General features: G+C 52.0%; 22 protein-coding genes and 1 riboswitch. Of the genes, 12 read left to right on the top strand and 10 right to left on the bottom strand.

Annotation, left to right across the window (positions count from 1 at the left end; all coding sequences use genetic code 11):
- Positions 1-191: 191 nt before the first annotated feature.
- On the top strand, positions 192-2,624 hold the full coding sequence (locus BQ6873_RS12380; protein ID WP_076594109.1) for a heavy metal translocating P-type ATPase: 2,433 nt from the start codon (positions 192-194) through the stop codon (positions 2,622-2,624).
- A 35-nt stretch (positions 2,625-2,659) separates the two neighbouring features.
- A complete protein-coding gene (cueR, locus tag BQ6873_RS12375) occupies positions 2,660-3,088 on the top strand; it encodes a Cu(I)-responsive transcriptional regulator (protein ID WP_076592918.1) in 429 nt (142 codons plus the stop codon).
- A 94-nt stretch (positions 3,089-3,182) separates the two neighbouring features.
- Here the strand turns inward: cueR and BQ6873_RS12370 are convergent, their stop codons facing one another.
- Positions 3,183-3,389 carry a heavy-metal-associated domain-containing protein gene (locus tag BQ6873_RS12370; RefSeq protein WP_076592917.1) on the bottom strand — a complete coding sequence of 69 codons (207 nt, stop codon included), beginning with the start codon at positions 3,387-3,389 and terminating at the stop codon, positions 3,183-3,185.
- 566 nt (positions 3,390-3,955) lie between these two features.
- On the opposite strand from BQ6873_RS12370, the gene BQ6873_RS12365 reads away from it, so the two are divergent.
- The 3 genes from BQ6873_RS12365 to rarD all read left to right on the top strand — a co-directional run bounded on the left by BQ6873_RS12365 (position 3,956) and on the right by rarD (position 8,657).
- Positions 3,956-5,011: a GGDEF domain-containing protein gene (locus tag BQ6873_RS12365; RefSeq protein ID WP_076594108.1), complete on the top strand. Its 1,056-nt coding sequence runs from the start codon at positions 3,956-3,958 to the stop codon at positions 5,009-5,011.
- 340 nt (positions 5,012-5,351) lie between these two features.
- Positions 5,352-7,523: a TonB-dependent receptor domain-containing protein gene (locus BQ6873_RS12360; protein WP_076592916.1), complete on the top strand. Its 2,172-nt coding sequence runs from the start codon at positions 5,352-5,354 to the stop codon at positions 7,521-7,523.
- Between the two features lie 243 nt (positions 7,524-7,766).
- Complete coding sequence (rarD, locus tag BQ6873_RS12355) at positions 7,767-8,657, top strand: EamA family transporter RarD (protein ID WP_076592915.1); 891 nt, start codon at positions 7,767-7,769, stop codon at positions 8,655-8,657.
- Positions 8,658-8,724: 67 nt separating this feature from the next.
- On the opposite strand, the gene BQ6873_RS12350 is transcribed toward rarD, so the two are convergent.
- Positions 8,725-10,602 (bottom strand): potassium transporter Kup, encoded by a 1,878-nt coding sequence (locus BQ6873_RS12350; RefSeq protein WP_076592914.1) that lies wholly within the window; start codon positions 10,600-10,602, stop codon positions 8,725-8,727.
- Positions 10,603-10,857: 255 nt separating this feature from the next.
- Between BQ6873_RS12350 and ettA the strand changes: the two genes are divergently transcribed.
- Positions 10,858-12,525 carry an energy-dependent translational throttle protein EttA gene (gene ettA / locus BQ6873_RS12345; RefSeq protein WP_076592913.1) on the top strand — a complete coding sequence of 556 codons (1,668 nt, stop codon included), beginning with the start codon at positions 10,858-10,860 and terminating at the stop codon, positions 12,523-12,525.
- A gap of 85 nt (positions 12,526-12,610) precedes the next feature.
- On the opposite strand, the gene BQ6873_RS12340 is transcribed toward ettA, so the two are convergent.
- The 4 genes from BQ6873_RS12340 to BQ6873_RS12325 form a co-directional block, all read right to left on the bottom strand.
- Positions 12,611-12,859, bottom strand: coding sequence for a pentapeptide MXKDX repeat protein (locus BQ6873_RS12340; protein WP_076592912.1), 249 nt, complete (start codon positions 12,857-12,859; stop codon positions 12,611-12,613).
- A gap of 74 nt (positions 12,860-12,933) precedes the next feature.
- On the bottom strand, positions 12,934-13,710 hold the full coding sequence (locus BQ6873_RS12335) for a molybdopterin-dependent oxidoreductase (protein WP_076594107.1): 777 nt from the start codon (positions 13,708-13,710) through the stop codon (positions 12,934-12,936).
- Between the two features lie 18 nt (positions 13,711-13,728).
- Positions 13,729-14,328 carry a cytochrome b/b6 domain-containing protein gene (locus tag BQ6873_RS12330; protein WP_076592911.1) on the bottom strand — a complete coding sequence of 200 codons (600 nt, stop codon included), beginning with the start codon at positions 14,326-14,328 and terminating at the stop codon, positions 13,729-13,731.
- Entirely contained in the window at positions 14,328-15,113 is a 786-nt protein-coding gene (locus BQ6873_RS12325) for a DUF1223 domain-containing protein (protein ID WP_076592910.1), read from the bottom strand. Before BQ6873_RS12325 ends, BQ6873_RS12330 begins: the two co-directional genes overlap by 1 nt.
- Positions 15,114-15,245: 132 nt before the next feature.
- On the opposite strand from BQ6873_RS12325, the gene BQ6873_RS12320 reads away from it, so the two are divergent.
- From BQ6873_RS12320 to BQ6873_RS12310, 3 genes are all read left to right on the top strand, one after another.
- Positions 15,246-15,818: a sigma-70 family RNA polymerase sigma factor gene (locus BQ6873_RS12320; protein WP_076592909.1), complete on the top strand. Its 573-nt coding sequence runs from the start codon at positions 15,246-15,248 to the stop codon at positions 15,816-15,818.
- Entirely contained in the window at positions 15,815-16,456 is a 642-nt protein-coding gene (locus tag BQ6873_RS12315) for an NrsF family protein (protein WP_076592908.1), read from the top strand. The genes BQ6873_RS12320 and BQ6873_RS12315 overlap by 4 nt, the downstream gene beginning before the upstream one ends.
- 100 nt (positions 16,457-16,556) lie before the next feature.
- Positions 16,557-17,153, top strand: coding sequence for an IMPACT family protein (locus tag BQ6873_RS12310; RefSeq protein ID WP_076592907.1), 597 nt, complete (start codon positions 16,557-16,559; stop codon positions 17,151-17,153).
- A gap of 68 nt (positions 17,154-17,221) precedes the next feature.
- Here BQ6873_RS12310 and BQ6873_RS12305 read toward each other — a convergent pair whose 3' ends face one another.
- A complete protein-coding gene (locus BQ6873_RS12305) occupies positions 17,222-18,055 on the bottom strand; it encodes an aldo/keto reductase (RefSeq protein WP_076592906.1) in 834 nt (277 codons plus the stop codon).
- A gap of 132 nt (positions 18,056-18,187) precedes the next feature.
- Between BQ6873_RS12305 and BQ6873_RS12300 the strand changes: the two genes are divergently transcribed.
- The 3 genes from BQ6873_RS12300 to BQ6873_RS12290 all read left to right on the top strand — a co-directional run bounded on the left by BQ6873_RS12300 (position 18,188) and on the right by BQ6873_RS12290 (position 20,426).
- Positions 18,188-18,649: a 2,4'-dihydroxyacetophenone dioxygenase family protein gene (locus BQ6873_RS12300; RefSeq protein ID WP_076592905.1), complete on the top strand. Its 462-nt coding sequence runs from the start codon at positions 18,188-18,190 to the stop codon at positions 18,647-18,649.
- Between the two features lie 120 nt (positions 18,650-18,769).
- Positions 18,770-19,537: a phytanoyl-CoA dioxygenase family protein gene (locus tag BQ6873_RS12295; protein WP_076592904.1), complete on the top strand. Its 768-nt coding sequence runs from the start codon at positions 18,770-18,772 to the stop codon at positions 19,535-19,537.
- A gap of 125 nt (positions 19,538-19,662) precedes the next feature.
- Positions 19,663-19,840, top strand: a riboswitch (yybP-ykoY riboswitch).
- A 10-nt stretch (positions 19,841-19,850) separates the two neighbouring features.
- Positions 19,851-20,426: a TMEM165/GDT1 family protein gene (locus tag BQ6873_RS12290; RefSeq protein ID WP_076592903.1), complete on the top strand. Its 576-nt coding sequence runs from the start codon at positions 19,851-19,853 to the stop codon at positions 20,424-20,426.
- 47 nt (positions 20,427-20,473) lie between these two features.
- On the opposite strand, the gene BQ6873_RS12285 is transcribed toward BQ6873_RS12290, so the two are convergent.
- The 3 genes from BQ6873_RS12285 to BQ6873_RS12275 are packed head-to-tail and all read right to left on the bottom strand — an operon-like array spanning position 20,474 to position 24,235.
- Positions 20,474-21,454 (bottom strand): NAD(P)H-dependent flavin oxidoreductase, encoded by a 981-nt coding sequence (locus BQ6873_RS12285; protein ID WP_076594106.1) that lies wholly within the window; start codon positions 21,452-21,454, stop codon positions 20,474-20,476.
- Between the two features lie 49 nt (positions 21,455-21,503).
- Positions 21,504-21,971 carry a cyanophycin metabolism-associated DUF1854 family protein gene (locus tag BQ6873_RS12280; protein ID WP_076592902.1) on the bottom strand — a complete coding sequence of 156 codons (468 nt, stop codon included), beginning with the start codon at positions 21,969-21,971 and terminating at the stop codon, positions 21,504-21,506.
- Entirely contained in the window at positions 21,968-24,235 is a 2,268-nt protein-coding gene (locus BQ6873_RS12275) for a cyanophycin metabolism-associated ABC transporter (RefSeq protein WP_076592901.1), read from the bottom strand. The genes BQ6873_RS12280 and BQ6873_RS12275 overlap by 4 nt, the downstream gene beginning before the upstream one ends.
- Positions 24,236-24,269 lie beyond the last annotated feature (34 nt).

Below are 24,269 nucleotides of genomic sequence, written 5' to 3'. Positions count from 1 at the left end.
CAGTGACGATTATGCAAGTATAGCTAGTTAAACAAGAAAGTAAGTACACGCTTACATAAGCAAAAAATGGGATTACTCAAGCAAACATAGACCTAGCAATAGGCAACCCACACACTTGAAAAATCCGCTTGACCTTCCCATCATGGTAAGGTCAATACTGCATGCATCTTCCACCTTCCGCGAGTCACATCATGACGACCGTACAGTCACAAATTGAGTCTGCCGATACCCGCCGCATCACGCTTGATGTAACAGGCATGACCTGCGCATCTTGCGCATCGCGTGTAGAAAAAGCCATCAACGCGATCCCCGGCGTAAAGCAAACCAGCGTGAATCTGGCGACAGATACTGTCGCGGTTGAAGTCCCGCCGGAAATCAATGCCGAGATGATTCGGCACGCAATTGAACAAGCCGGCTACGGCGTACCGCAAGAGGAAATCACACTCGATATCACCGGCATGACGTGCGCATCCTGTTCCAGCCGCGTGGAAAAAGCATTGCTCAAAGTCGATGGCGTGATTGATGCCAGCATTAATCTGGCGACTGACCGCGCGCAAGTCCGCGTCAACAGCGGCACCAACAGTTCGGCCCTGATAGCCGCAGTGCAAGATGCCGGCTACGGCGCATCGCTGCCGCTGCAGCAATCTGCACAACAAGCGGCAGAACAAAAACCGGCCAAAGACTGGCTGCCGGTAATGTATGCAGCCTTGCTATCCATCCCGCTGGTATTGCCGATGTTCCTGCAACCTTTCGGCATCGAATGGATGCTGCCGGGCTGGGTGCAATGGGTTTTGGCAACGCCGGTGCAATTCTGGCTGGGTGCGCGCTTTTATAAAGCAGGCTGGCATGCGGTCAAAGCCGGTACCGGCAATATGGATTTGTTGGTCGCGCTCGGCACCAGCGCTGCTTACGGCCTCAGTATTTATTTATTGCTGACAGCCATGCCTGGCCACATGCCACACTTGTACTTTGAAGCTTCGGTTGTCGTCATTACCCTGATCCTGTTGGGCAAATGGCTAGAAGCACGCGCCAAGAAACAAACCGCATCTGCCATACGCGCCTTGCAAAAGCTGCGTCCGGAATCGGCACGTGTGCGACGCGATGGCGTGGATACCGATGTCGCCATAGATTCTGTACGCGTCGGCGACATCGTTGTCGTACGTCCCGGCGAACGCATCGCGGTTGATGGCACGGTCGTCGAAGGCAATAGCCAAGTCGATGAATCATTGATCACCGGTGAAAGTCTGCCGGTAGTTAAACAAGTCGGCGACAAAGTCACTGGCGCATCCATCAATGCCGACGGCTTGCTGTTGGTACGTACCGATGCAGTCGGTGCGGAAACCACCTTGTCGCGCATCATCCGCATGGTGGAAAACGCGCAATCAGCGAAAGCGCCTATCCAGCGTCTGGTCGATAAAGTCAGCGCGATCTTCGTGCCTATCGTCTTGCTGATCGGCCTCGCAACCTTCATCGGCTGGTGGCTGGCTGGCGCTGGCGTAGAAGTCGCCATCATCAACGCTGTCAGCGTGTTGGTCATTGCCTGTCCTTGTGCGCTGGGTCTGGCAACACCGACTGCCATCATGGCCGGCACCGGCGTCGCAGCGAAGTCTGGCATTTTGATCAAGGATGCCGAAGCGCTGGAAATCGTGCATCACGTGACCACCGTCGTATTCGATAAAACCGGCACGCTGACACAAGGCAAACCACATGTAGCCGCAATGCAAGCCATCGACATCTCAGCCGACACCTTGCTGCAACTGGCTGCATCAATACAAAGCGGTAGCGAACATCCGCTGGCACACGCCGTGGTCGAACGCGCACGCGAGCAGAATGTCGCCACGCTGCCAGCCACCGAAGTGCAAGCCTTGCCGGGACGCGGCGTCGCGGCGACGGTCGATGGTCGTCATTTGCAGTTAGGCAGCTCACGCCTGATAGAGGAATTGGGTCTGGACTTCGGTGCGCTGGCAACACGCGCCAAAGAACTGGAAAACACCGGCCATACGATTTCATGGCTGGTATCAGTAGACGCGCCCAAGCAATTACTGGGATTGATTGCCTTCGCCGACCAGATCAAGGAAAGCGCACCGCGCGCTATCTCCAGTCTGCATGCACTCGGTATAGAAACCGTTTTGCTGAGTGGCGATAACTACGGCAGCGCTAATGCAGTCGGTAGCGCACTCGGCATCAAGCATGTCATCGCGCAAGTACTGCCAGCTGACAAGACCGCAAAAATCGCCTCCTTGCAAAAAGATGATCACGTGGTCGCGATGGTAGGCGACGGCATTAACGATGCACCAGCACTGGCCGCGGCCAATGTCGGTATTGCAATGGCAACCGGTACCGACGTCGCGATGCACGCAGCCGGCATCACGCTGATGCGCGGTGATCCTGCTCTGGTCGCCGATGCGATCGATATCTCGCGCCGCACTTATAACAAGATACGACAGAACTTGTTCTGGGCCTTTATCTACAACTTGATCGGCATTCCTCTGGCTGCTTTCGGCTTGCTGAATCCGATGTTTGCCGGTGCTGCAATGGCGTTCAGTTCGGTCAGCGTGATCAGTAATGCGCTGCTGTTGCGCCGCTGGCGCCCTTCGGCGCTGGAACATCACGACGCCAAATAAGTGCTCATATAGCTTTTGAATCGGAAGGAGTAAACATGAATATCGGAGAAGCAGCAAACGCATCCGGCATCTCGGCCAAAATGATCCGACACTACGAAAGTATTCAACTAATCCGGCCCAGTACGCGTACCGATGCCGGTTACCGCACCTATGACGACAACGATCTGCATACGCTGCGCTTCATCAAGCGCGGACGCAAACTGGGATTCTCTCTGGATCAGATCAGGGATTTACTATCGCTATGGAACGACTCGCACCGCGCCAGTGCTGATGTGAAGGCGATTGCACTCGCGCATGTTGCTGACTTGAACAAGCGCGTGGCCGAGCTGAGCGAGATGCGCGATACCTTGCAGCACCTGGCGCAATCATGCAATGGCGATGCGCGCGCAGATTGTCCAATTTTGCAGGGCTTGGCGCAGCAGGACGGCGATGCCGAACACGATTGCTGCGCTCCGCATCATTAGATCGGATTAAACGAGGTCTGGAATTAACATCACAGCAGGCAATAAAAAAGGGCCTATGGTTATCAACCATACGCCCTTTTACATACCGCTTTTATTAAACAGCAGCGCTACTCACTACCGGATAACCAGCATTCACAATCGCTGCAGAAATTTCTGCCAGTTCCGCATCGGTCTGCACACGCACCTTGCGTTGCGCAAGATTGATTTCCACTTTGGCGTCTGCATCCACAGCCTGCACCGACTTTGTCACTGCATTGATGCAATGACCGCAACTCATCTTTTCGACTTCCAACTCATACATAACGTAACTCCTTGTGGTGAATGACTGAACTCACTATATGGCTTCCCACGGTAGGAAGGTCAAGCGTCTTTTTGCTGATCTATTTTACTTATGACGGACATATGACTTTTCGTCCAAAACTTGTCGCTCCTATCGCTAATATCCTGATCGACTAAGCGCCTTCATCTACCTGTCGAAACACATAGAAATACAGCAGGCACAAAATATGCTCAGTTATATTCGACATAAAATTACTCTACAGAAACTATTTTGTTACATTTCAGAAATGGCGTGCAAGCACGTGTGCACGCCATGTCATAGCAAGGAAAAAAAGCAAACGTAAAATATAGTTTCCATGGACCAACTAATAGGCTTGCGGCAATCTATTCAGATAGAATACTTCTAACTAATTAGACAATAAAAACTATATAAATCCTCTCAATTAGCTTTTATCGCGCTCTTGAAATTAGCTTCTCTTAATAGAAAATTTTTCTTGAAGTCACGCTCCATGCTTAAACAGATTCAAACAAATATTTTGGTCGATGTCTTTGCATGGATGCCCTGTGAGCACTTCTGAACCACTGATGATGGGATCTCTACTGGAACACTTGGTAGAGATTACCGGCCATCGCGACCACGACTTGCTGGACATCTCGGTGATGACAGCACTGCTGAATATGGTCGGCGTCACAGAAGCGCGCGTCATGGAATTATTTCAGTCGCGTGGCGAACTCTTCGTTCGCCCACGTGTTTGGATCTCAGGCGGCAAAGTACAAACCGTCGATGAAGAATCATCCTCCGACCATGCAGGCGAACCGATAGTCTCCTTCCCTGCGCTGGTAACTTGCATTGCGCAACGTAAAAATCGTCTGGAAGAAGCCAGGGAAGATGGCCGTCACATCTTGTGGATTCCGATCTGGCAAAACGACAAGGTATCGACCTGCCTCGAAATTGCACACACACAGCCATTCACTGCACAGATGTTGCAAGTGATGGAAGGCATCTTGAGTGTGTATCGCAATTATCAAAGCCTGCTGGATTACAGCGAACGCGATTCATTGACCGGCTTGCTCAACCGCAAAACCTTCGATGAAAAATTTGCGCGCATGCTCAACAGCAAGCAAGCGGAGCCAGCTTCACACGATGTAGAAGACCGCCGTCATCATGCGGACGTCAAATCGCAATGGCTGGCCGTCATCGATATCGACCATTTCAAACGCGTAAACGATACCTTCGGCCATCTCTATGGCGATGAGGTATTGATTCTGGTCGCCAACATACTGCGTACCTCGTTTCGTGCACAAGACCGTGTCTTTCGTTTTGGCGGTGAGGAATTCGTTGTATTACTGCGCTCAGCGACGCTGGCTGATGCACAAATGGTGTTTGAACGCTTTCGCTCCAACATTGAGCAAAATCCATTTCCGCAAGTCGGGCAGATTACCGTCAGCATCGGCTTCGCTAGCATCTCGCAAGAAACACCGGTCGTCATACTTGGTCATGCCGACCAGGCGCTGTATTACGCCAAGGACCACGGTCGCAATCAAGTCTGCTACTACGATGAGTTGCTCGCGCTAGGTTTGCTCCATGTCGGCAAAAAGACAGAATCTGTTGAGTTCTTCTTTGACGAACCAACAGCAGGCTAAGCTTTAGTCCTCGCCTTATCGCTCTCATCAGAGCGACGCATTCCCCCATCATCTTCAATCAATACGATCTTCCGTAACGGCAGCTTGCGTCAGCGCACCATCTCAACGTGCATTGTCATCCTCTTATTCAACATAAATGGCCGCAACATTTCCTGTCTGGAATTGATATTGCAAATCATTCTCAGTTACGTTAAGATTTCGTTAAATTTATTAAGATTTCGTTAAATTCCAGCCAGCCAATCACTGAAGTGTCGGACGTCCCCGCCTCATTTCCATTCGTGTACTAGCCAGCCACAGACCCTCCCCTTCTTCTGGGCATCCCTTTTCTGGAGCATTAAGCATGGCTGTACAGCATCCCCAGGACTTTGCACGTCCTTTTGCAGTAACTTCGTCCCGCATCGAAAGCGGACTTGAACGCCATGCTCGTCGTGTCTGGCCCATCGCCGCTGCACTGCTGGTCGCCTCGGCTACCGCTTCTGCGCAACAGGCAACAGCGGATCAACATTTGCAGGAAGTCGTGGTCAGCGCATCCGGTTTCGAACAAGCAATCAAGGATGCACCAGCCAGCATCACCGTGATCACGCGTGAACAACTTGAAACCAATCGCGTCAACAGCATCGCTGAAGCTCTGCGCGGTGTCGAAGGTGTCGACGTTGGCGATGCACCGGGCAAAACCGGCGGCCTCAACATCAGCATGCGCGGCATGAATAGCCGCTACACATTGATTCTGATCGATGGCCGTCGCCAAAATACCGCTGGGACCGTAACGCCGAACGGTTTCGGTGAAACCTCAACTTCATTCCTGCCGCCGCCAGCAGCAATCGAACGCATCGAAGTCATACGCGGCCCAATGTCTACTCTGTACGGCTCGGATGCGATGGGCGGTGTGATCAACATCATCACACGCAAAGTTGGCAAGGTTTGGAGTGGCACTGTTACTGCAGAAACAACCCTGCAAGGCAAATCAGAGTTCGGTGACTCACAAGCCGGTAGTGTTTACCTTAGTGGGCCACTCGTTGAAAACCTGCTCGGCCTGCAAGTACGTGCACGCAAATATCACCGCGACGATTCCAATATCCAATGGCCAGGCAAAACACCAGGCAGCCTGACGCTAGGCAATGACCCCGTTAAATCGGATGTCGAAAACGTAGGTGCAAAATTATCGTTCACACCGAACAAAGACAACGATATCTCTCTCGATATCGACAGCACGCGCCAAAAGTACGATAACAGTCGCGGCCAACTTGGCACCTTGGACAGACCCGGTGCATTTCGTGGTTATGGACCAGAACAAAAATTCAACCGCGATCAAATTACGCTGGCACACACTTTACGCATGGCCAACAGCGTACTGGAATCCAGTATCAGTCATACCAAGACGGAAACGATAGGCCGCACCATTCCAAACGCAGCACCTGGAGGCAAAGTTGCAGGTTCGCCGCGCACTCTGGAATCGGAAAGCACCATCTTTGATACCAAACTGGTGACCTCTTTAGACACCCATATGCTCAGCGTAGGCGCGCAATGGTGGGAAGCAAAAATGGTAGACGCGATTGCGCCACGTGGTTTCGATCAAAAACAAATAGGTGTTTTTGCCGAAGATGAATGGCGTATCCGTAAAGATCTCGCCTTGACGGTTGGTGTGCGCCATGACCATCACAGTACATTCGGCGGATCAACAACGCCGCGCGTTTACCTCGTCTGGAACAGCACGGATCAATGGACCTTCAAGGGTGGCATCAGCAAGGCTTATCGCACCCCTAGCCTGGAACAACTGGTTGATGGCTTGTCCGGCATCGGCAGTCAAGGTACGACGCCTCTGTACGGCAATCCATCTCTTTCGCCAGAGCGCAGCACCAGCAGCGAGTTGGGTACTTATTTCGACAATAACAATGGCTTCCGCGCGAATGCCACCATCTTTCATACCGACTTCAAAAATGCCATTAGCACCATTAACGGCTATGTTCCACCAGGCGGTGGAGCACCAGGAAATCGTCCTGTCAATGTCGACAATGCTGTCATCAAAGGCATTGAATTAGGTAGCAGCATCGAATTCGCGCGCGTATGGCGACTCGCTGCCAATTACACATACACAGACAGTGAACAAAAAAGCGGCGCCAATATCGGCAGACCTCTTGAGAACACGCCCAAGCATGCCGCCAATATGAAACTGGATTGGCGTACTTCAGAACAACTGAATCTGTGGGCGCAAGCAGAATACAAAAGCGCACGCTACCGTTCAGAAGATAGCGGTGCATTCACCAATACCAAAGCATTGCTGGGCGATTACAAAAGTTACTATTTGCTGAATATTGGCGGCACCTACAAAGTGAACAAAGCGTTCGCCATCAACATGGCTGTCAACAATTTATTGGACAAGAACTTTGTCGACTATCGCCCAGTTACAACCACAGGTAGCAATCCTACAAGACCTGTTGCTAGCTATGCCAATCAATACATCAGCACCATGGAACCACGTCGCTTGTGGATCTCCGCCAACTACACGTTCTAATAAAAGAAGCGATGCAGCAGCAACTCTGCTACATCACACTCACCTCGCAATGCATGCCTCGACTACCCGTTGAGGCGTGCATTTTTTACATCCATTCTTCTGACGTTCAACGTACAGAATCTCCTTACTCCGGCACGTGCAGCACCCTTATTCAATTACTGCGATAATCATCGCTCCCTCCACGTTTTGTTCGCTCGTCCAAAACGTCTGACGTAGCCTCATTACCCAACTAATTGATTCGCCATGAATACCGGCATGTTGTATGCACTCTCTGCCTATATGGCATGGGGATTATTTCCGATTTATTTCAAATCGCTGCACGATATTGCGCCGCTGGAAATCCTGCTGCATCGCATGGTGTGGGCGCTAGGATTCCTGCTGATCGTGCTTGCTGTGCGCAAGCAATGGGCCTGGATCAGCGGTGTATTTCGCCAACCGAAAGTACTGGCTGGCTTCACTGCTAGCGCACTGCTGCTGTCAACTAACTGGTTTGTGTATATCTGGGCAGTCAATCACGATCGTATCGTCGATGCCAGCCTCGGTTATTTCATGACGCCTTTGGTAAATGTGTTGCTGGGTTTTCTGGTGTTGGGCGAACGCTTGCGTCGTCTGCAATGGGCAGCTGTCGCGATCGCAGCAATCGGTGTGGCATGGTTGACGTGGGAAAACGGGCATTTGCCGTGGATCAGTCTGACATTGGGCCTCACGTTCGGCACCTACGGCTTGTTGCGCAAGACCGCGACATTAGGTGCATTGGAAGGCTTGTCGCTGGAAACGCTACTGCTGTTCCCGCTCGCTGCACTCGCACTAACGATGATGACATGGGGCGGCAATAGCAGCTTCGTGCACGCGTCGTCTGCATCGCAATGGCTGCTGGTCGCGGCAGGGCCAATCACGGCAATTCCGCTATTACTCTTCGCTGCAGGCGCGCGTCGTATACCGCTAGCCACGCTCGGACTGCTGCAATACATTACGCCCACCATACAATTGCTGATCGGCGTTTGGCTGTATCACGAGCCGTTCAGTGGCGCACGTTTGATCGGCTTTGCGACCATCTGGATTGCGCTGGGCTTGTATTCATTGGATGGCGTCTGGCAAACATATAAACGCCAAACATCCGTGACCACAGATTAAAAGCCGCACATAAAAAAGGGACAACATCTAATCATGTTGTCCCTTTTTTACATCTGCATCGCTGCGCTTAAATCTCGACTTTGGTGCCCAGCTCAATCACGCGATTCGATGGGATTTGATAATAATCCGCCGCACCGCGCGCATGGCGCGACATCGCTACAAAGATATGTTCACGCCACAGCGCCATACCGCGCACCGGATTGGCGACTACGGTTTGGCGTGCGATGAAGAATGATGTTTCCATCATTTCAAATTCCAGTCCCTGATCTTTCGCCAACTCCAAGGCCGCAGGAATATCCGGCACATTCTTGAAGCCGTAAGTCACATCCATCTGATAGCAATCATCGCCCAACAAATGTATGCGGACTTGATCGCTTTCCGGCACGTACGGCACTTCCATCATGCGTACCGTCAGGAATACGACGCGCTCATGCAGCACCTTGTTATGTGACAGATTGTGCAACATCGCATGCGGTACGCCATCCGATTCACCACGCAGGAAAATCGCGGTACCGGGCACGCGCGTTGGCGGCGAAATGAACAATGATGAGAGAAAGTCTTCCAGTGGAATCGCGTGCTTTTGCAGATTCTCGAACACTAGTTCACGACCACGCTTCCACGTCAGCATCAAGGTGAACAGAACCAAACCAAGCAACAGTGGGAACCAACCGCCATGGAACAGTTTCAGCATATTCGCCGAGAACAAGCTGACATCGATCACCAGGAAGAAACCCGTCGCGGCAAGACACAGCAACAAGTTGTACTTCCAGCGATAGCGAATCACGAAGAAGGTCAGGATCGTCGTCACCAACATCGTCGCTGTTACCGCAATACCGTAAGCTGCAGCCAGATCGGAAGAAGAACCAAAACCAATCACCGCCATCACGACCACGGTCATTTGCAACCAGTTCACTGCCGGAATGTAAATCTGGCCGATCTGACTAGCCGACGTGAATTCGATCTTCATGCGCGGCAGGAAGCCCAGCGCAATCGCTTGCTTGGTCATGGAGAAAGTGCCGGAGATCGTCGCCTGCGAAGCGATGATGGCCGCCATCGTCGAAAGCACGACCAATGGATAAATACTCCACGCACCGAGCTGTTGATAGAAAGGATTGTTGACCGCATCAGGGTGCAGCAACAGCAAAGCACCTTGCCCCAGATAATTCAGTGCTAGTGCCGGGAAGGCAATCATGAACCACGCCATCCGTATCGGCTTGGCGCCAAAATGACCCATATCGGCATACAGCGCTTCTGCGCCGGTGAATGCCAAGACCACCGCACCCAAGGCAATAAAAGCAAGGTAACCATTGCCTTTTAAAAAGAGGAAGGCATGCCATGGATTCAAGGCATGCAGAATTTGCGGCGCATCGATAATGTTCACAATGCCCATCGCTGCCAAGGTAAGGAACCAGACCAGCATCACCGGGCCAAACCATTTACCGATACCGGCGGTACCTCTGGCCTGCAAGGAATATAAACCGACCAACACAGCGACCGTCAACGGTACGACATAAGGATCAAAGGTCGATGTCGCTATGCTTAAACCTTCAACCGCAGACAGCACCGAAATCGCCGGTGTAATGACACTATCGCCATAGAATAAAGTCGCGCCGAACAAACCCATCACCATCAACGGGAAATACCAGCGTGAGTTTTTCGTCACAGAAGACAGCGCCAGCGCCATCAAGGCCATGATGCCGCCTTCGCCGCGATTGTTCGCGCGCAACACCAGCGTGACGTATTTGAGCGAGACGATGATGATCAAGCCCCAGACGATCAGGGAAACGACGCCGAGCAGATTTTCTGGTGTGAGGATCAAGCCGTGTTCTTTGGAGAACACTTCTTTCATCGTGTATAGCGGACTGGTGCCGATGTCACCGTATACGATGCCGACTGCGGCAAGAGTCAATGCAGCCAGGCTGCTTTTTTTATCTGGTGAAGACAAAGAGCGCTCTCTTTAGAGGGATGGTGCGTCGCACAATAGGATAAGCGCCACCATAATGCAAGGAAATATGACCATGTGTATTAACAGTGTTGCACTAAAGTTGAATCTCGCCCAGTCCTAGTTTACAAACCGGAAAATTTTCGGGATTTAATTGCCCTTTCTCCCCGATATCCGCCATCACACTTACCGTACACCCCCGCCATCGGTTATCCTTGCACCCACCTCTTTGGCAAGCAACCTTTTATTAAAATCACAATGGCAAATTACGTCTACACCATGAACCGCGTGGGGAAAATCGTTCCCCCTAAACGTCAGATCCTGAAGGACATCTCATTGTCCTTCTTCCCGGGCGCAAAAATCGGCGTACTGGGTACGAATGGCTCCGGCAAATCAACCTTGCTGAAAATCATGGCCGGCCTCGATACCGACATCCAGGGCGAAGCGCGCCCTATGCCAGGCCTGAACATCGGCTACCTGCCGCAAGAACCGCAGCTCGATCCGGAAAAAACCGTGCGCGAGGAAGTCGAATCCGGCCTCGGCGAAGTATTCGAAGCAAAAGCACTACTCGAAGCAGTCTATGCTGCCTATGCCGAAGAAGATGCCGACTTCGATGCGCTCGCCGCAGAACAAGGCCGACTGGAAGCGATCATCTCGACTGCCGCCGGTGACAATCCTGAACAACAACTGGAAATGGCTGCCGATGCACTGCGCCTGCCACCTTGGGATGCGAAAATCGCCGTACTATCCGGCGGTGAAAAACGCCGCGTCGCGTTGTGCAAATTGTTATTGTCCAAGCCAGACATGCTGCTGCTCGATGAACCAACCAACCATCTGGATGCGGAATCGGTCGAATGGCTGGAGCAGTTCCTGCTGCGCTTCCCAGGTACCGTGGTCGGCATCACCCATGATCGCTACTTCCTCGACAATGCGGCCGAATGGATACTTGAACTCGATCGCGGCAGCGGCATTCCGTGGAAAGGCAACTATTCGTCATGGCTGGATCAAAAACAGGCACGTCTGAAGCAGGAAGAATCGACCGAATCTGCGCGTCAAAAAGCACTGCAGAAAGAACTGGAATGGTCACGTCAAAATCCCAAGGCGCGTCAGGCCAAATCGAAAGCGCGCTTAGCACGCTTTAACGAAATGTCTGAACACGAATATCAGAAACGCAACGAGACGCAAGAGATCTTCATCCCCGTCGCCGAGCGCCTCGGCAATGAAGTCATCGAATTCAAGAATGTATCGAAAGCATTCGGCGATCGCCTGTTGATCGACAATCTGTCATTCACCGTGCCACCGGGCGCGATCGTCGGCATCATCGGTCCCAACGGTGCCGGTAAATCGACCTTGTTCAAAATGATCGCGGGCCTCGACAAGCCAGACAGCGGCGAAGTCGTCATTGGACAAACTGCAAAAGTCTCGCTGGTAGATCAGTCGCGCGACGATCTGGGCAACAGCAAAACCGTATTCGAAGATGTCTCCGGCGGCGCTGATATTCTGAGCGTGGGTCGCTTCGAAATGCCGTCACGTGCCTATCTGGGTCGCTTCAACTTCAAGGGCGGCGACCAGCAAAAGATCGTTGGCAATCTGTCCGGCGGTGAACGCGGTCGTCTGCATCTGGCGAAAACACTACTCAAGGGCGGCAACGTTCTGTTGCTCGATGAACCATCCAACGATCTCGACGTAGAAACCTTGCGCGCACTGGAAGATGCGCTGCTGGAATTCGCAGGCTCGGTGTTGGTGATCTCGCATGATCGCTGGTTCCTTGATCGTATCGCGACACACATCCTCGCCTTCGAAGGCAATTCGCAAGTATCGTTCTTCGATGGTAACTATCAGGAATATGAAGCGGACAAACGCAAGCGTCTGGGTGAAGAAGGTGCCAAGCCTAAGCGGATTCGTTACAAACCTTTAACGACCTGATCAATCAGCCGTGTCGTTACACGCATTGGTTTGAACCAATAAAAAGCCTGCATCGATCGTCGATTGATGCAGGCTTTTTTAATGATTACTTCTTCATTTCGTCTTTGGACATAGCGTCCTTGCCCATGCTGTCTTTTTTCATCCCATCTTTTGCCATGTGATCTTTTTTCATGGCATCTTTTTTCATGCCGTCTTTCGCCATGTGATCCTTCTTCATTGCATCCTTGGACATGCTGTCTTTTGCCATACTGTCTTTCTGCATTGCATCTTGAGCGAAGACAGCACCGGACATCAACAGGCAAGCGGACAGAACTGCAGTAGTGATTGTTTTCATGATGTATTTCCTTTGAGTGATTAAAAAGAACTGCTGTTGTTGAAACTTCAGAGAAGCTGCTACGTATAAAACGATCAGCTACCGCCGAACCAGTTGTATCCCTGATCTTCCCAATAGCCTCCGGGATACGTATTCGTGACAAAAATTGCTTGTATGTGTTTCGGATTCTTGTAGCCCAATTTGGTTGGCATACGCAGCTTCATCGGGAAGCCATAGCGCGGCGGCAGCTCCTCACCGTCATAAGTCAGCGCCATCAAGGTCTGCGGATGCAAGGCTGTCGCCATATCGATGCTGGTGAAATAATCATCCGCGCACTTGAAGCCGACATACTTGGCTTTGAGATCGGCGCCAACACGCCGCAAGAAATGTGAAAAAGGAACACCGCCCCATTTGCCGATAGCGCTCCATCCTTCAACACAGATGTGGCGCGTAACCTGATCTGTTTGCGGCAAGGTTCGCAATTGCGCCAGCGTCCACGGCTTGCGATCCGCAATCAAGCCGCTCAACTCAAGCCGCCACGCATTACCATCGACGGTCTTCACTTCCTCTTCGCCATAGAAGGCATTGAATGGAAATGGCCGTGTAATCATCGAATCAGGATAAGTAGGCGCCAAGCGATTGGGATTGAACAAGAGGCCTTGCACCTTGTCATTGAACTGCGACACCTTGCCCAAGGCAGTTTCGATACTGCTTTCATCGCTGATGGAACAACCTGTCAATAAAGACAAGCCGCCCAAGGTCAATGTCCGCTGCAAAAAAGCACGGCGCGATGGCTGACTGACTTTACGTATGGCGTCACTCAACATCGCATCACCATCACCGGGCATCACAATGATTTTTTTCTTGATCATGTTCATCTCTTTTATAGATCAGCGACCGCGCAACATGGCGAGCAATGTACGAGGCACTAAGGCCACCATCACCAGGTGCACCACGACAAAACCGACCAGCGCAGACATGGCGAAAAAGTGAACTCGACGCGCCGCTTCGTAACCACCCAGTAATTCACGCAACAAGGGAAATTGCACCGACTTCCACAGCACCAATCCGGACAAGACAATCAAGACTATGTCGAGCATGACGAATAGATACGCTGCACGCTGCACCGTGTTGTATTTGCGCGGATCGGCATGTGCCAACTTCCCTTTGAGTGCAGCAGCCAAATCACGCATGAACTGGCGTGGCGACAAGGGAAAGAATTGATGCCTCAAACGTCCGGAAAAAATATTGATCGCCAGATAGCTAATGCCATTCACCAGCAGCAGCCACATCGCGAAAAAATGCCACTGCAATGCGCCGCCCAGCCAGCCGCCCAGCGTCAATTGCGACGGAATATAAAAATCAAAAATGGGCGAAGCGTTGTAGATGCGCCAGCCGCTGGTCACCAGTAACAGCACGGCCAATGCATTGACCCAGTGCGTGATGCGTAACCAGACTGGATGAATTGTGCTGGTGTCATGTGTGCGCATCACAATCCCCTCGTTCCATTGCACTGAGCAGTGCTCACGGCCTGCAATACATTGCCATTAGCCTGATTCTGCACGAAGGCAACCGCTTGCAAATTCTGACGATTCCAGGCTGCAGGAATACTGATCTCTTGCTTTAGATGAAGCTTGCCTTGCACTAATGCAGTTGGGCCCAGCCACACTCGCACAACATCGTCGTGCTTGAGCGTTGCACCGCCATTTTCACCACGCAATACGTGGGATACCAATGCGCTCTCGCTAATGGCGACGTAAAGTACGCCGCTCGTCTTGGCATCAAGTGCGTTCGCGTCTACATCTACCATCACGGTATTGTTTGCAGCCGCATTGGTTTTCAAAGTGATGGAAACGGTCGCAGGTTTTGCATTGATTTGTCGTATTGCATCCGGCAAACCATCACGCCAGGAACGCAGCTCCGAGCCATTGACAAAAAATTGCGGCGTGTACACCACATGATTTTTACGGCCGGCCAACAAGTTGCTTTGACGTGCATCAAAGATCTTTTGTGCAAACACATCTTTCCAGCCTATCTGATCCCAATAGCTGACATGTAAGGCCAATGGCACAACGGATGCTTGTGCATCCAGTGTTTGACGTAACTGGCTTAATTGGCGATCAGCCGGCGGGCAACTGGAACAGCCTTCGCTGGAATACAGCTCTACCAGTGCTGCAGTGGCAGCGCCGCTTTTGACTTCACAAGCATTGCCGGCATACGATGGCAATGCCGAACAAAGTACGGAAGCTGCGGCTATCAATGCGATTTGTTTCATCGTGCGCTACCATTCAGTGGATGATGTGCAAGGTAATTCGCTGGCAAGATAAGTTTGGTTACAACGCAGAAGAAATTTATTTCATGTATCTGGAAAAAATTTATTTTTCATCCCATGTAACTTAAGGTACAGATGCAACGAATACAAAAGGGAGAAGCGCTACACGCCGCCGAATTACGCTTGCATGCATTGCTGCTGCAAGGTCTGGCTGGCGATGCAGTCGCATACCGCAGTTTTCTGCAAGCAACTGCCGCACACTTGCGCGCCTTTTTGCGACGCCGTTTAAGTAGCTGGCCGGATGAAGTAGAAGACTTGGTACAAGAATCACTGCTGGCTATTCATAACCAGCGCCTGACGTACGACCCCGCAGAGCCACTGACGGCGTGGGTATACGCGATTGCAAGGTACAAGCTGATTGACTGGCTGCGGCGACATGCGAGACATAACGCATTGAACGATCCGCTAAACGATGAGAATGAAATATTTTCGACGATCGATGCTGATGCAAACGAGGCGAAACGCGATCTTGGTCAATTACTCTCCTTATTGCCTGAACAACAACGTGCCGCCATTATGCATACCAAGCTGGATGGCTGGTCCATACGCGAAACCGCCACTGCGTTGAACATATCGGAAGCGTCCGTCAAAGTCGCCGTACATCGAGGCTTGAAAACACTGGCAACAAAACTGCGAGATGAACCATGAAAACAGATGACTTGATCAACATGCTGGCCAGCGGCCCCGACGTCCGCGCATCCACCTTGCCTACGCAGCGCATCGTACTGACGATTGCATGTGGGTTACTGGTGAGCATCGTACTCATGATGAGCATGCTGGGCGTACGTCCGGATCTGGCTGACGTTGCCATGCTGCCTTCGTTCTGGCTCAAGATCGGATTTGTTGCCGCACTTGCATGGGCTGGCCGCATGGCAAGCATGCGCCTGTCCTTACCTGGCGCACGTATCAATATGCTTCCGGCATGGATCGTTACACCCATGTTAGTAATCTGGCTTGCTGCTGCATTTGTCCTGATGAGTGCAGCACCGGAAGATCGCGCGCAGCTTTTCTGGGGGAGTACTTGGCGCACCTGCCCATTTTTGATTGCGACTTTATCGCTACCGATCTTTGCCGCGATTCTGGTCGCCATGCGCAATATGGCACCAACCCGGCTGCGCTTGGCTGGCGCTGCAGCAGGATTTGCAGCGGGTGCCGCGGCGGCAACGATTTATTCCATGCACTGCCCTGAGATGGAAGCGTCCTTCATCGGCTTTTGGTATTTGCTGGGTATCTTGATTCCGACTGGCATCGGTGCATTGATCGGCCCTAAAGTTCTACGTTGGTAATGCGTCTATAAAAACGGAAGTGAAGAGGATATTGCATGGGCAATGTCCTCTTCCTTGGATACTGGCTTATCATCGCGTCTTCCCGCTCCGTTTATTCCTTATGTATCAACTAGCTGCACCCGCCACCGCCGAAATCGAAATCAAGAAAAGTCGTTTCATCGGTTTACTGTATCCACTGACTACGCGTGCTGAAGCACGTGCGAAGTTGGCGGAGCTGCGTGCACAACATCCGAATGCCGTGCATTTTTGCTGGGTGCTGATATGTGATGGCGACTCCGGCCTGGATGACGATGGCGAACCGTCAGGCACGGCGGCACGACCGATGTATAACGTGCTGGTACACAAAGACGTGTTCAATGTGCTCGCGGTTGTTGTGCGTTACTGGGGCGGAATGAAGTTGGGTGCAGGCGGCCTGACGCGTGCATACGGGCAGGCGATTTCCGAAGCGATCAAGACTGCTGAATTGGTGCCGGTAGAGCCTATGTGCGAGCGGCGCTTTGTTCTGCAGTTTGCCGATGAATCGACCTTGCGTCGCTACTGCGAGCAACAGGAAGTGAGTGTGATCGACGCGCAATACGGTGATGCCGTCACACTGCTGTTGAAGATGAAGTGCAGCCAGGCTGAAGAATTTACGCGCGCGGCATTCGATTTATTGCGTGGTGCGCTGGAAGATCGCAGCGATCATCCTGACAAATAATCTGGATCATTAAGTTGATTACAGAAGAACACGCATCAACAAAGTCACATGTTCTTCCATATCAAACATCAAATCATTTCCAGCGATTCCGGCCCATCCGGCGGTGGGAAGACTTCGTCCAACTCTGCCAAATCTTCCGCCGTCAATTGCAGATCAAGTGCTGCACGGTTTTCACGCACATGTTTGAGCGTCGATGCTTTTGGAATCGCAATCACGCCTTCTTTTCGCAATACCCAGGCCAGCGCGACCTGTGCCGGCGTCACGCCATGTTTGTCGGCGATATCCTGGACTTCCGGATATTCGGTCAAACGGCCTTGTTCTATCGGCGAATACGCCATCAAGGGCAAGCCACGCGCTTGTGCTTGCGGCAACAAATCATATTCAATGCCGCGACGCATCAGGTTGTATAGAACTTGATTGGTCGAGATTGCATCGCCACCAGCGGCACGTGCGATTTCTTCCATATCGTCGACATCCATATTGCTGACGCCCCAGTGACGAATTTTCCCTGCATCCTGCAAGGCTTCGAATGCGGCGATAGTTTCGGCAAAAGGTGTACGGCCACGCCAGTGCAATAGATACAAATCAATGCAATCGGTACCGAGGCGACGCAAGCTGCGTTCGCAGGCGGCAATCGTGCCGCTGCGCGAGGCATTGCTAGGTAGCACTTTACTTACTAGAAATACTTCATCGCGACGTCCGGCAATTGCTTCACCCACCAATTTTTCCGATGCGCCATCGCCGTACATTTCTGCCGTATCGATCAAGCTCATACCGAGATCCAGTCCCAGACGCAGAGTGGCGATTTCATCGGCACGGCGATGTGACTCGTCGCCCATGTACCATGTGCCCTGCCCAAGTACAGGAATGCTTTTGCCGGAAGGCAGTTTCGTTTTGCGCATACGCACCTTTCACATTATTCAAGACACCCAACCCGCATAGCGCGCACAATAAGCGCAGCACTTGGTGACATACAATGTCATCCTCGGCGATACCAGTCGTTGGAATTTTTTCATTATACGTAAAGCAAGGCCATGAACAGCACACCGAATCAGACAGCTACACCCAGCGATACGCTGTACACCTGCCACCCACAACAGATGGAATGGTTGCCATGGGCCATGCCTGGTGCACATTTCAAACTTTTGCAGGCAGATGCATCTACCGGACGCTTCACGCTGATGATCAAGTTCGAAGCGGGCGCAGCGGCGCCCATACATCGCCACGTTGGCGCAGTAGAAGGCTATATGCTGGAAGGCGGCTTCCATTATCGCGATGAGCCGGAGCGTCCCTTCAATGCTGGTTGCTATCTATATGAAAACGACGGCGCCGTGCATCAACCGGTCAGCCCGAATGGCGGCGTGATGTTTGCCGTCTTTCACGGCCCGGTGGAAGGATTGGATGAAAACGGTAACGTCATCGGTCGCATCAACTGGAAATGGCATGTAGAGAAATGGAATGCTGCAGGCAATCACTACCAGCCCACCGGCATGTAAACGAAGTACATCCACGCCGAAATGTCTGCGCCTGCAGGCAGAATGAGGAGACAAGCGCTACACTGGATATTTACGATAGCGCAGCATTATCAATAAGTGAGCAAGGTGAAAACAAGCACAATGGACACAGCACTTTCCAGCGAACAGATTGCACAATTCGAGCGAGACGGTTATCTGGTTTTCAGAAAGATGTTGGAACCTGCCGCATGCGAACACATGCTGTCGGTCGCAAAAACGCAATTGCATGAAGCGCAACAGCCACTGGAATATGAAGCCGTGCTTGGCTATCCGGGCGCACCGGCATCACTGGATGCAGAAGGCGGCAGAACCGTGCGACGCCTGCGCGGCGCTTATGATCGTGATGCCTGCTTTCACGACTGGGCGCGCGATCCTCGCGTGGTCGGCAAGCTGCGTCAGTTATTTGATGAGCCGGTTTGCCTGACGCTGGCACATCACAACTCCGTCATGACCAAACATCCGCAGTTCGGCACCGCCACCGGCTGGCATCGCGATATTCGTTATTGGTCGTTTACCAAACCCGATCTGATTTGCGTTTGGCTGGCACTCGGTGATGAAATCGCCAGCAATGGTGGCTTGAAATTCATTCCCGGCTCGCATCGTCTGGCGATTGCGCGCGAACAACTGGATGAACTGGATTTTCTACGTCCCGACTATGCGCCGAATCAGGCGCTGTTTGCGCAAGGCAAACCGGTCGATCTGCACCAAGGCGATGTGGTGTTTTTCCATAGCCAGTTATTTCACGCAGCCGGCGTCAATACAACGTCATCGGTGAAAACCTCAGTCGCCTTTGCCTATCATGGCAACAGCAACCAACCGGTGACAGGTAGCAAATCGGCGACCGCGGGCGATATCGTTATCAGCGACTGAAACGACCCAACACAAAGAAAGGTCCTCGCATCGCCGAGGACTTTTCTTATAAGCAATCCATCTTGATGCAAAAAACATAAAAATCGAAAAAGACAAATCAGGTTTTCACGATTCTGCTATTATTCGCTTCGAACGTTGGGGAGTAGCCGGCCTTAGTCAACTAAGGAATCTGCATCAACACTCTTGGCCCGCAGGCCATGGTGCAGATAGTCGCAAGACTTGGCGAGACCATAGCTCAAATGACGACCGCATGGGCCGGGGTCGCTGTTTGTGCTTTGGTTATTATTCCGGCCCCAGAAAGTTTATCCCCATCATGGAAGCATTCTTCGTCTCTACCGGCATTGTTGCCCTCGCTGAAATCGGCGACAAAACACAACTACTCGCTTTTCTCCTCGCTGCAAAATTTCGCAAACCATTACCTATCGTCTTGGCGATCTTTGTCGCGACTATTGCCAATCACGCATTCGCTGCCGCCATAGGCACATGGATTACGACCATGCTGGGGCCTGAAGTCTTGCGCTGGGTACTCGGCGTATCGTTCCTGCTGATGGCTGGCTGGACACTCATCCCTGACAAGCTGGACGAAGGTGATGCCAAATTGGCGAAGTACGGCGTCTTCACGACCACGCTGATCGCCTTCTTCCTGGCAGAAATGGGCGATAAAACACAAATTGCAACCGTTGCCTTGGCTGCACAATTCCATTCATTCTTCTGGGTCTTGGCCGGCACGACCTTCGGCATGATGCTGGCAAATGCGCCTGCGGTTTATTTCGGTGACAAGCTTGCAGGTCGTATGCCGGTGAAAATCGTGCATCGCGTGGCGGCGGCAATTTTTGCAGTGTTGGGGATTGCTACTTTGTTCGGCGCAGGTGCACGTTTCGGTGTGTAAGCCCGGCGCGTAAACCTAAAAGCCCTCATCTTGGATGAGGGCTTTTTTTATATCTTCAAACGCGTTTTCGCTGCCTTGTATTCGGCTATCAAGCGTTGCACGACTTCTTCAACTGCGACCACGTCGTCTATCAAACCGACGCCTTGGCCCGCACCCCAGATGTCGCGCCACGCTTTGATCTTGCTGCCGCTGCCAGAGCCGAAATTCATCGCGCTCTTGTCGGCTTGCGGCAGATTGTCTGGATCCAGACCTGCATTGATAATGGATTTTTTCAGATAGTTACCGTGTATACCGGTAAACAGATTGGTGTAGATCACATCGGCAGCGGCCGAGCTGACTATCGCTTCACGATAAGCATCGTCGACATTCGACTCTTTAGTCGCCAGCCAGCGCGAACCGATATACGCAAAATCAGCACCCATCGCTTGCGCCGCCAGCACTGCATCGCCGGTCGCAATTGCACCGGACAAGGCAATCGGTCCCTTAAAGAATTTGCGCACTTCACCAACCAATACGAATGGCGACAAGGTGCCTGCATGACCACCCGCACCTGCTGCCACCAGTATCAAACCATCGACGCCAGCTTCCAGCGCCTTCTGTGCATGACGGATGGAAATCACGTCGTGCAACACGATGCCACCGTAGCTGTGGATCGCGTCCATCATTTCTTTCGGCGGTGCACGCAATGAGGAAATGATGATGGGCACACGATGTTTGACGCACACCTCGACGTCATGTGCGAGACGGTCATTCGATTGATGCACGATTTGATTAACCGCTATCGGACCGATGATCGCCGTTGGATGCGCGGCTTTATACGCAGCCAATTCAGCTTGAATATCGGTTAGCCAGGTATCGAGCAATTCCGGCAGACGCGCATTCAATGCAGGGAAGGCACCGACGATACCGGCCTTGCATTGCGCCGTCACCAGCTCTGGACCACTGGCGATAAACATGGGTGCCGCGATAACAGGCAAGACGAGATTTTGCAGTACTGCGGGCAGACGATCTTGCGGACGATTCGACATCAACATTTCTCCTCAGCAGCGATGTGCGTATTCTCAACGCACATCGAGATTACAAAAATCTGTCGAGCAACTTGCGGCTGGTTTTGTCCAGTTTATTCATATCGCGAATCAGAAATTGTATGCCGTGCGTATCGGCGATGATCAATGCCGACTCACCAATACGACGTATATCTTCCTCACCTTTCAATACCAGCGTTGCATCACCGCGACTGGTTGCCACCGTCCATGTACTGGGCGAAGCAAAAACAGAAACATGCTTGATCTGTTTGATCTCCGGCAAAAATTCGCGACTGGCCAGTTCTTCTTCCAGCAAGGCACGAGTTGCCTCTGGCAAGTCACTCAGCTTTTCTATCCATGCCAGTTCGCGTCCATCAGTGCTGACGATCGCAATGCCAACATCCGGCGCGGCAATCGGAAACGAACGCACAGGCACGACGCCTTCATGCACTTCAGCATCGCCGGCTGCTGTGTAGATCAATTTACCGAAGGCGTTACGCGTTAATTGAAAATTGCTCATGCGCCCTCCCCGGCTTTGATTCCATCTTCCAGCATATCTTCTGCCTGACGCTGTTGTGCTTGATACAGTTTGTAATACGCGCCTTCACGCTGCAACAATTCATCGTGTGAACCGACTTCCACTATCTGCCCTCTATCCATCACGACGATACGATCAGCGCGACGCAGCGTGGACAAGCGATGCGCAATCGCTATCGTGGTACGGCCGCGTACCAGATTGTCGAGCGCTTTCTGAATCTCACGTTCTGTGGTTGTATCCACTGATGAAGTTGCTTCATCCAGTATCAGGATGTGCGGATCGATCAACAATGCACGTGCAATCGAAATACGTTGGCGCTCACCACCGGACAAGGTTTGTCCGCGTTCACCGACCATGGAATCGTAACCATGCGGCAAGCGCAGGATGAACTCATGCGCATGTGCTGCACGTGCGGCGGCGATGATGTCTTCACGACTCGCATCCGGTTTACCGTAAGCGATGTTGTCTGCAATCGTGCCGAAGAACAAGAACGGCTCCTGCAACACCAAACCGATATTGCGGCGATATTCAGGAATCGGGATCGAGCGTACATCCACGCCATCAACCAGAATCGCACCGGCTGATACATCGTAAAAACGGCAAATCAAATTGACCAGCGTACTTTTACCCGAACCGCTGTGACCAACCAGACCGATCATTTCACCCGGATTGATGGTCAGATCCAAACCGCGTATCACGGCACGATTACCGTAGCGGAAGCCGATATCCTGGATCGTGATCTTGCCCTGCACTTTATCGAGATGCACTGGATTGGTCGCTTCCGGCACGCTGGATACGTGATCCAGAATATCGAAAATACGCTTGGCACCAGTCGCCGCTTTTTGCGTAACCGACACAATGCGGCTCATTGAATCCAGACGTGTGTAGAAGCGGCTGATGTAAGCGAGGAAGGCGGTCAACACACCGACCGTGATCATGCCTTGCGACACTTGCCAGATACCGAGCGCCCACACCACCAGCAAACCGATTTCAGTCAGGAAAGTAACGGTAGGTGAAAACAGCGACCAGACTTTATTGACGCGATCGTTAACAACCAGATTGTGATTATTGGCTTCGCGGAAACGTGCAGCTTCGCGCTTCTCTTGCGCAAATGCTTTCACCACACGGATACCTGGAATTGTATCGGCCAGCACGTTGGTCACTTGCGACCAGATACGATCAACCTTTTCAAAACCATTGCGCAGTTTGTCGCGCACCACGTGGATCATCCATGCGATGAATGGCAGCGGCAGCAAGGTCACCAAAGCCAGCCATGGATTGATCGAGATCAGTATCACTGCCGTCATGATGATCATCAAAACGTCGGTGAAAAAATCCAGCAAATGCAGCGACAGGAACACGCAAATGCGATCCGTCTCCGAACCAATACGTGTCATCAAATCGCCAGTACGTTTACCACCGAAATATTCCAGCGATAAACGCAACAGATGTTCATACGTGGTGGTGCGCAAATCCGCGCCTATGCGCTCACTGACCAAAGCCAAGATGTAAGTGCGCGCCCAACCCAAGCCCCAGGCAAACAGAGCCGAGCCAAACAAGCCGCCAAGGTAAAGCGTGACCAGACCTTTATCGATAGGCACACCGTTTTGATACGGAATCAGCACGTTATCCATCAACGGCATCGTCATATACGGCGGCACCAAAGTCGCCGCAGTCGAAGCCAAAGTCAGCAAGAAGCCCAAGAGCAACTGGCCACGATACGGCCTCGCAAAACGCCACAAGCGAAACAGCGAAGCCGTTGATGGCGGCTGCTCTTCTGCGACATTGCCATCCTCCTCCTCAGCATCCGATGCTTCGTCATCATTCTCTTCTACCGCTTCCTGCGTTTTCATCGGCACGCCCGATGCGATGGCATGACGTTGTTGATCAAACAACGAAATCAAATTCAGTGCATCAGGATTTTGCGCAAGCGTGTAACGCCAGGTCACCAAGCGCGCAGTTGCATCGTGCAATTCCAGTGTGCCAACGCCGGCATGATCGTGATGCTTCAGCGCCAGATCGGCGCGCAGCGGCCACGCCTGCCAAGTCGATTCGCTATGTGAGCGCGACAGCAGACGCGAATTGGTAAGAATTACAACGCCTGGTACGAAATGTAGACTTAGATCAAGATCAAGCTCCAAATGAGCGAGTATGATTTCGTCCTTGTTCAATTGAACGTGAATATCCTGCCAGAGAGCAGGAATGGTATTTCTTGATAACAATAAAGGTAAAGAGGCAGTTTTCATCAAGGCAAAAAGGGGTTTCGTAGAGAACGAGCGT

The sequence above is a fragment of the Herminiimonas arsenitoxidans genome, assembly GCF_900130075.1.
Classification (GTDB): Bacteria; Pseudomonadota; Gammaproteobacteria; order Burkholderiales; family Burkholderiaceae_D; genus Oxalicibacterium; species Oxalicibacterium arsenitoxidans.
Note: the sequence above shows the minus strand (reverse complement) of the source record. Positions and strands in the feature narration are given on the sequence as shown.

What these genes read in the sequence shown, in the direction of transcription:
- BQ6873_RS12365 (WP_076594108.1), top strand. Translation starts at nt 3,956, where the DNA reads ATGGGATCTCTACTGGAACACTTGGTAGAGATTACCGGCCATCGCGAC.
- BQ6873_RS12320 (WP_076592909.1), top strand. Translation starts at nt 15,246, where the DNA reads ATGCAACGAATACAAAAGGGAGAAGCGCTACACGCCGCCGAATTACGC.
- BQ6873_RS12340 (WP_076592912.1), bottom strand. Translation starts at nt 12,859, where the DNA reads ATGAAAACAATCACTACTGCAGTTCTGTCCGCTTGCCTGTTGATGTCC.
- cueR (WP_076592918.1), top strand. Translation starts at nt 2,660, where the DNA reads ATGAATATCGGAGAAGCAGCAAACGCATCCGGCATCTCGGCCAAAATG.
- BQ6873_RS12315 (WP_076592908.1), top strand. Translation starts at nt 15,815, where the DNA reads ATGAAAACAGATGACTTGATCAACATGCTGGCCAGCGGCCCCGACGTC.
- BQ6873_RS12300 (WP_076592905.1), top strand. Translation starts at nt 18,188, where the DNA reads ATGAACAGCACACCGAATCAGACAGCTACACCCAGCGATACGCTGTAC.
- BQ6873_RS12380 (WP_076594109.1), top strand. Translation starts at nt 192, where the DNA reads ATGACGACCGTACAGTCACAAATTGAGTCTGCCGATACCCGCCGCATC.
- BQ6873_RS12325 (WP_076592910.1), bottom strand. Translation starts at nt 15,113, where the DNA reads ATGAAACAAATCGCATTGATAGCCGCAGCTTCCGTACTTTGTTCGGCA.
- BQ6873_RS12370 (WP_076592917.1), bottom strand. Translation starts at nt 3,389, where the DNA reads ATGTATGAGTTGGAAGTCGAAAAGATGAGTTGCGGTCATTGCATCAAT.
- BQ6873_RS12295 (WP_076592904.1), top strand. Translation starts at nt 18,770, where the DNA reads ATGGACACAGCACTTTCCAGCGAACAGATTGCACAATTCGAGCGAGAC.
- BQ6873_RS12275 (WP_076592901.1), bottom strand. Translation starts at nt 24,235, where the DNA reads ATGAAAACTGCCTCTTTACCTTTATTGTTATCAAGAAATACCATTCCT.
- rarD (WP_076592915.1), top strand. Translation starts at nt 7,767, where the DNA reads ATGAATACCGGCATGTTGTATGCACTCTCTGCCTATATGGCATGGGGA.
- BQ6873_RS12360 (WP_076592916.1), top strand. Translation starts at nt 5,352, where the DNA reads ATGGCTGTACAGCATCCCCAGGACTTTGCACGTCCTTTTGCAGTAACT.
- BQ6873_RS12305 (WP_076592906.1), bottom strand. Translation starts at nt 18,055, where the DNA reads ATGCGCAAAACGAAACTGCCTTCCGGCAAAAGCATTCCTGTACTTGGG.
- BQ6873_RS12330 (WP_076592911.1), bottom strand. Translation starts at nt 14,328, where the DNA reads ATGCGCACACATGACACCAGCACAATTCATCCAGTCTGGTTACGCATC.
- BQ6873_RS12335 (WP_076594107.1), bottom strand. Translation starts at nt 13,710, where the DNA reads ATGATCAAGAAAAAAATCATTGTGATGCCCGGTGATGGTGATGCGATG.
- BQ6873_RS12280 (WP_076592902.1), bottom strand. Translation starts at nt 21,971, where the DNA reads ATGAGCAATTTTCAATTAACGCGTAACGCCTTCGGTAAATTGATCTAC.
- BQ6873_RS12290 (WP_076592903.1), top strand. Translation starts at nt 19,851, where the DNA reads ATGGAAGCATTCTTCGTCTCTACCGGCATTGTTGCCCTCGCTGAAATC.
- BQ6873_RS12310 (WP_076592907.1), top strand. Translation starts at nt 16,557, where the DNA reads ATGTATCAACTAGCTGCACCCGCCACCGCCGAAATCGAAATCAAGAAA.
- BQ6873_RS12285 (WP_076594106.1), bottom strand. Translation starts at nt 21,454, where the DNA reads ATGTCGAATCGTCCGCAAGATCGTCTGCCCGCAGTACTGCAAAATCTC.
- ettA (WP_076592913.1), top strand. Translation starts at nt 10,858, where the DNA reads ATGGCAAATTACGTCTACACCATGAACCGCGTGGGGAAAATCGTTCCC.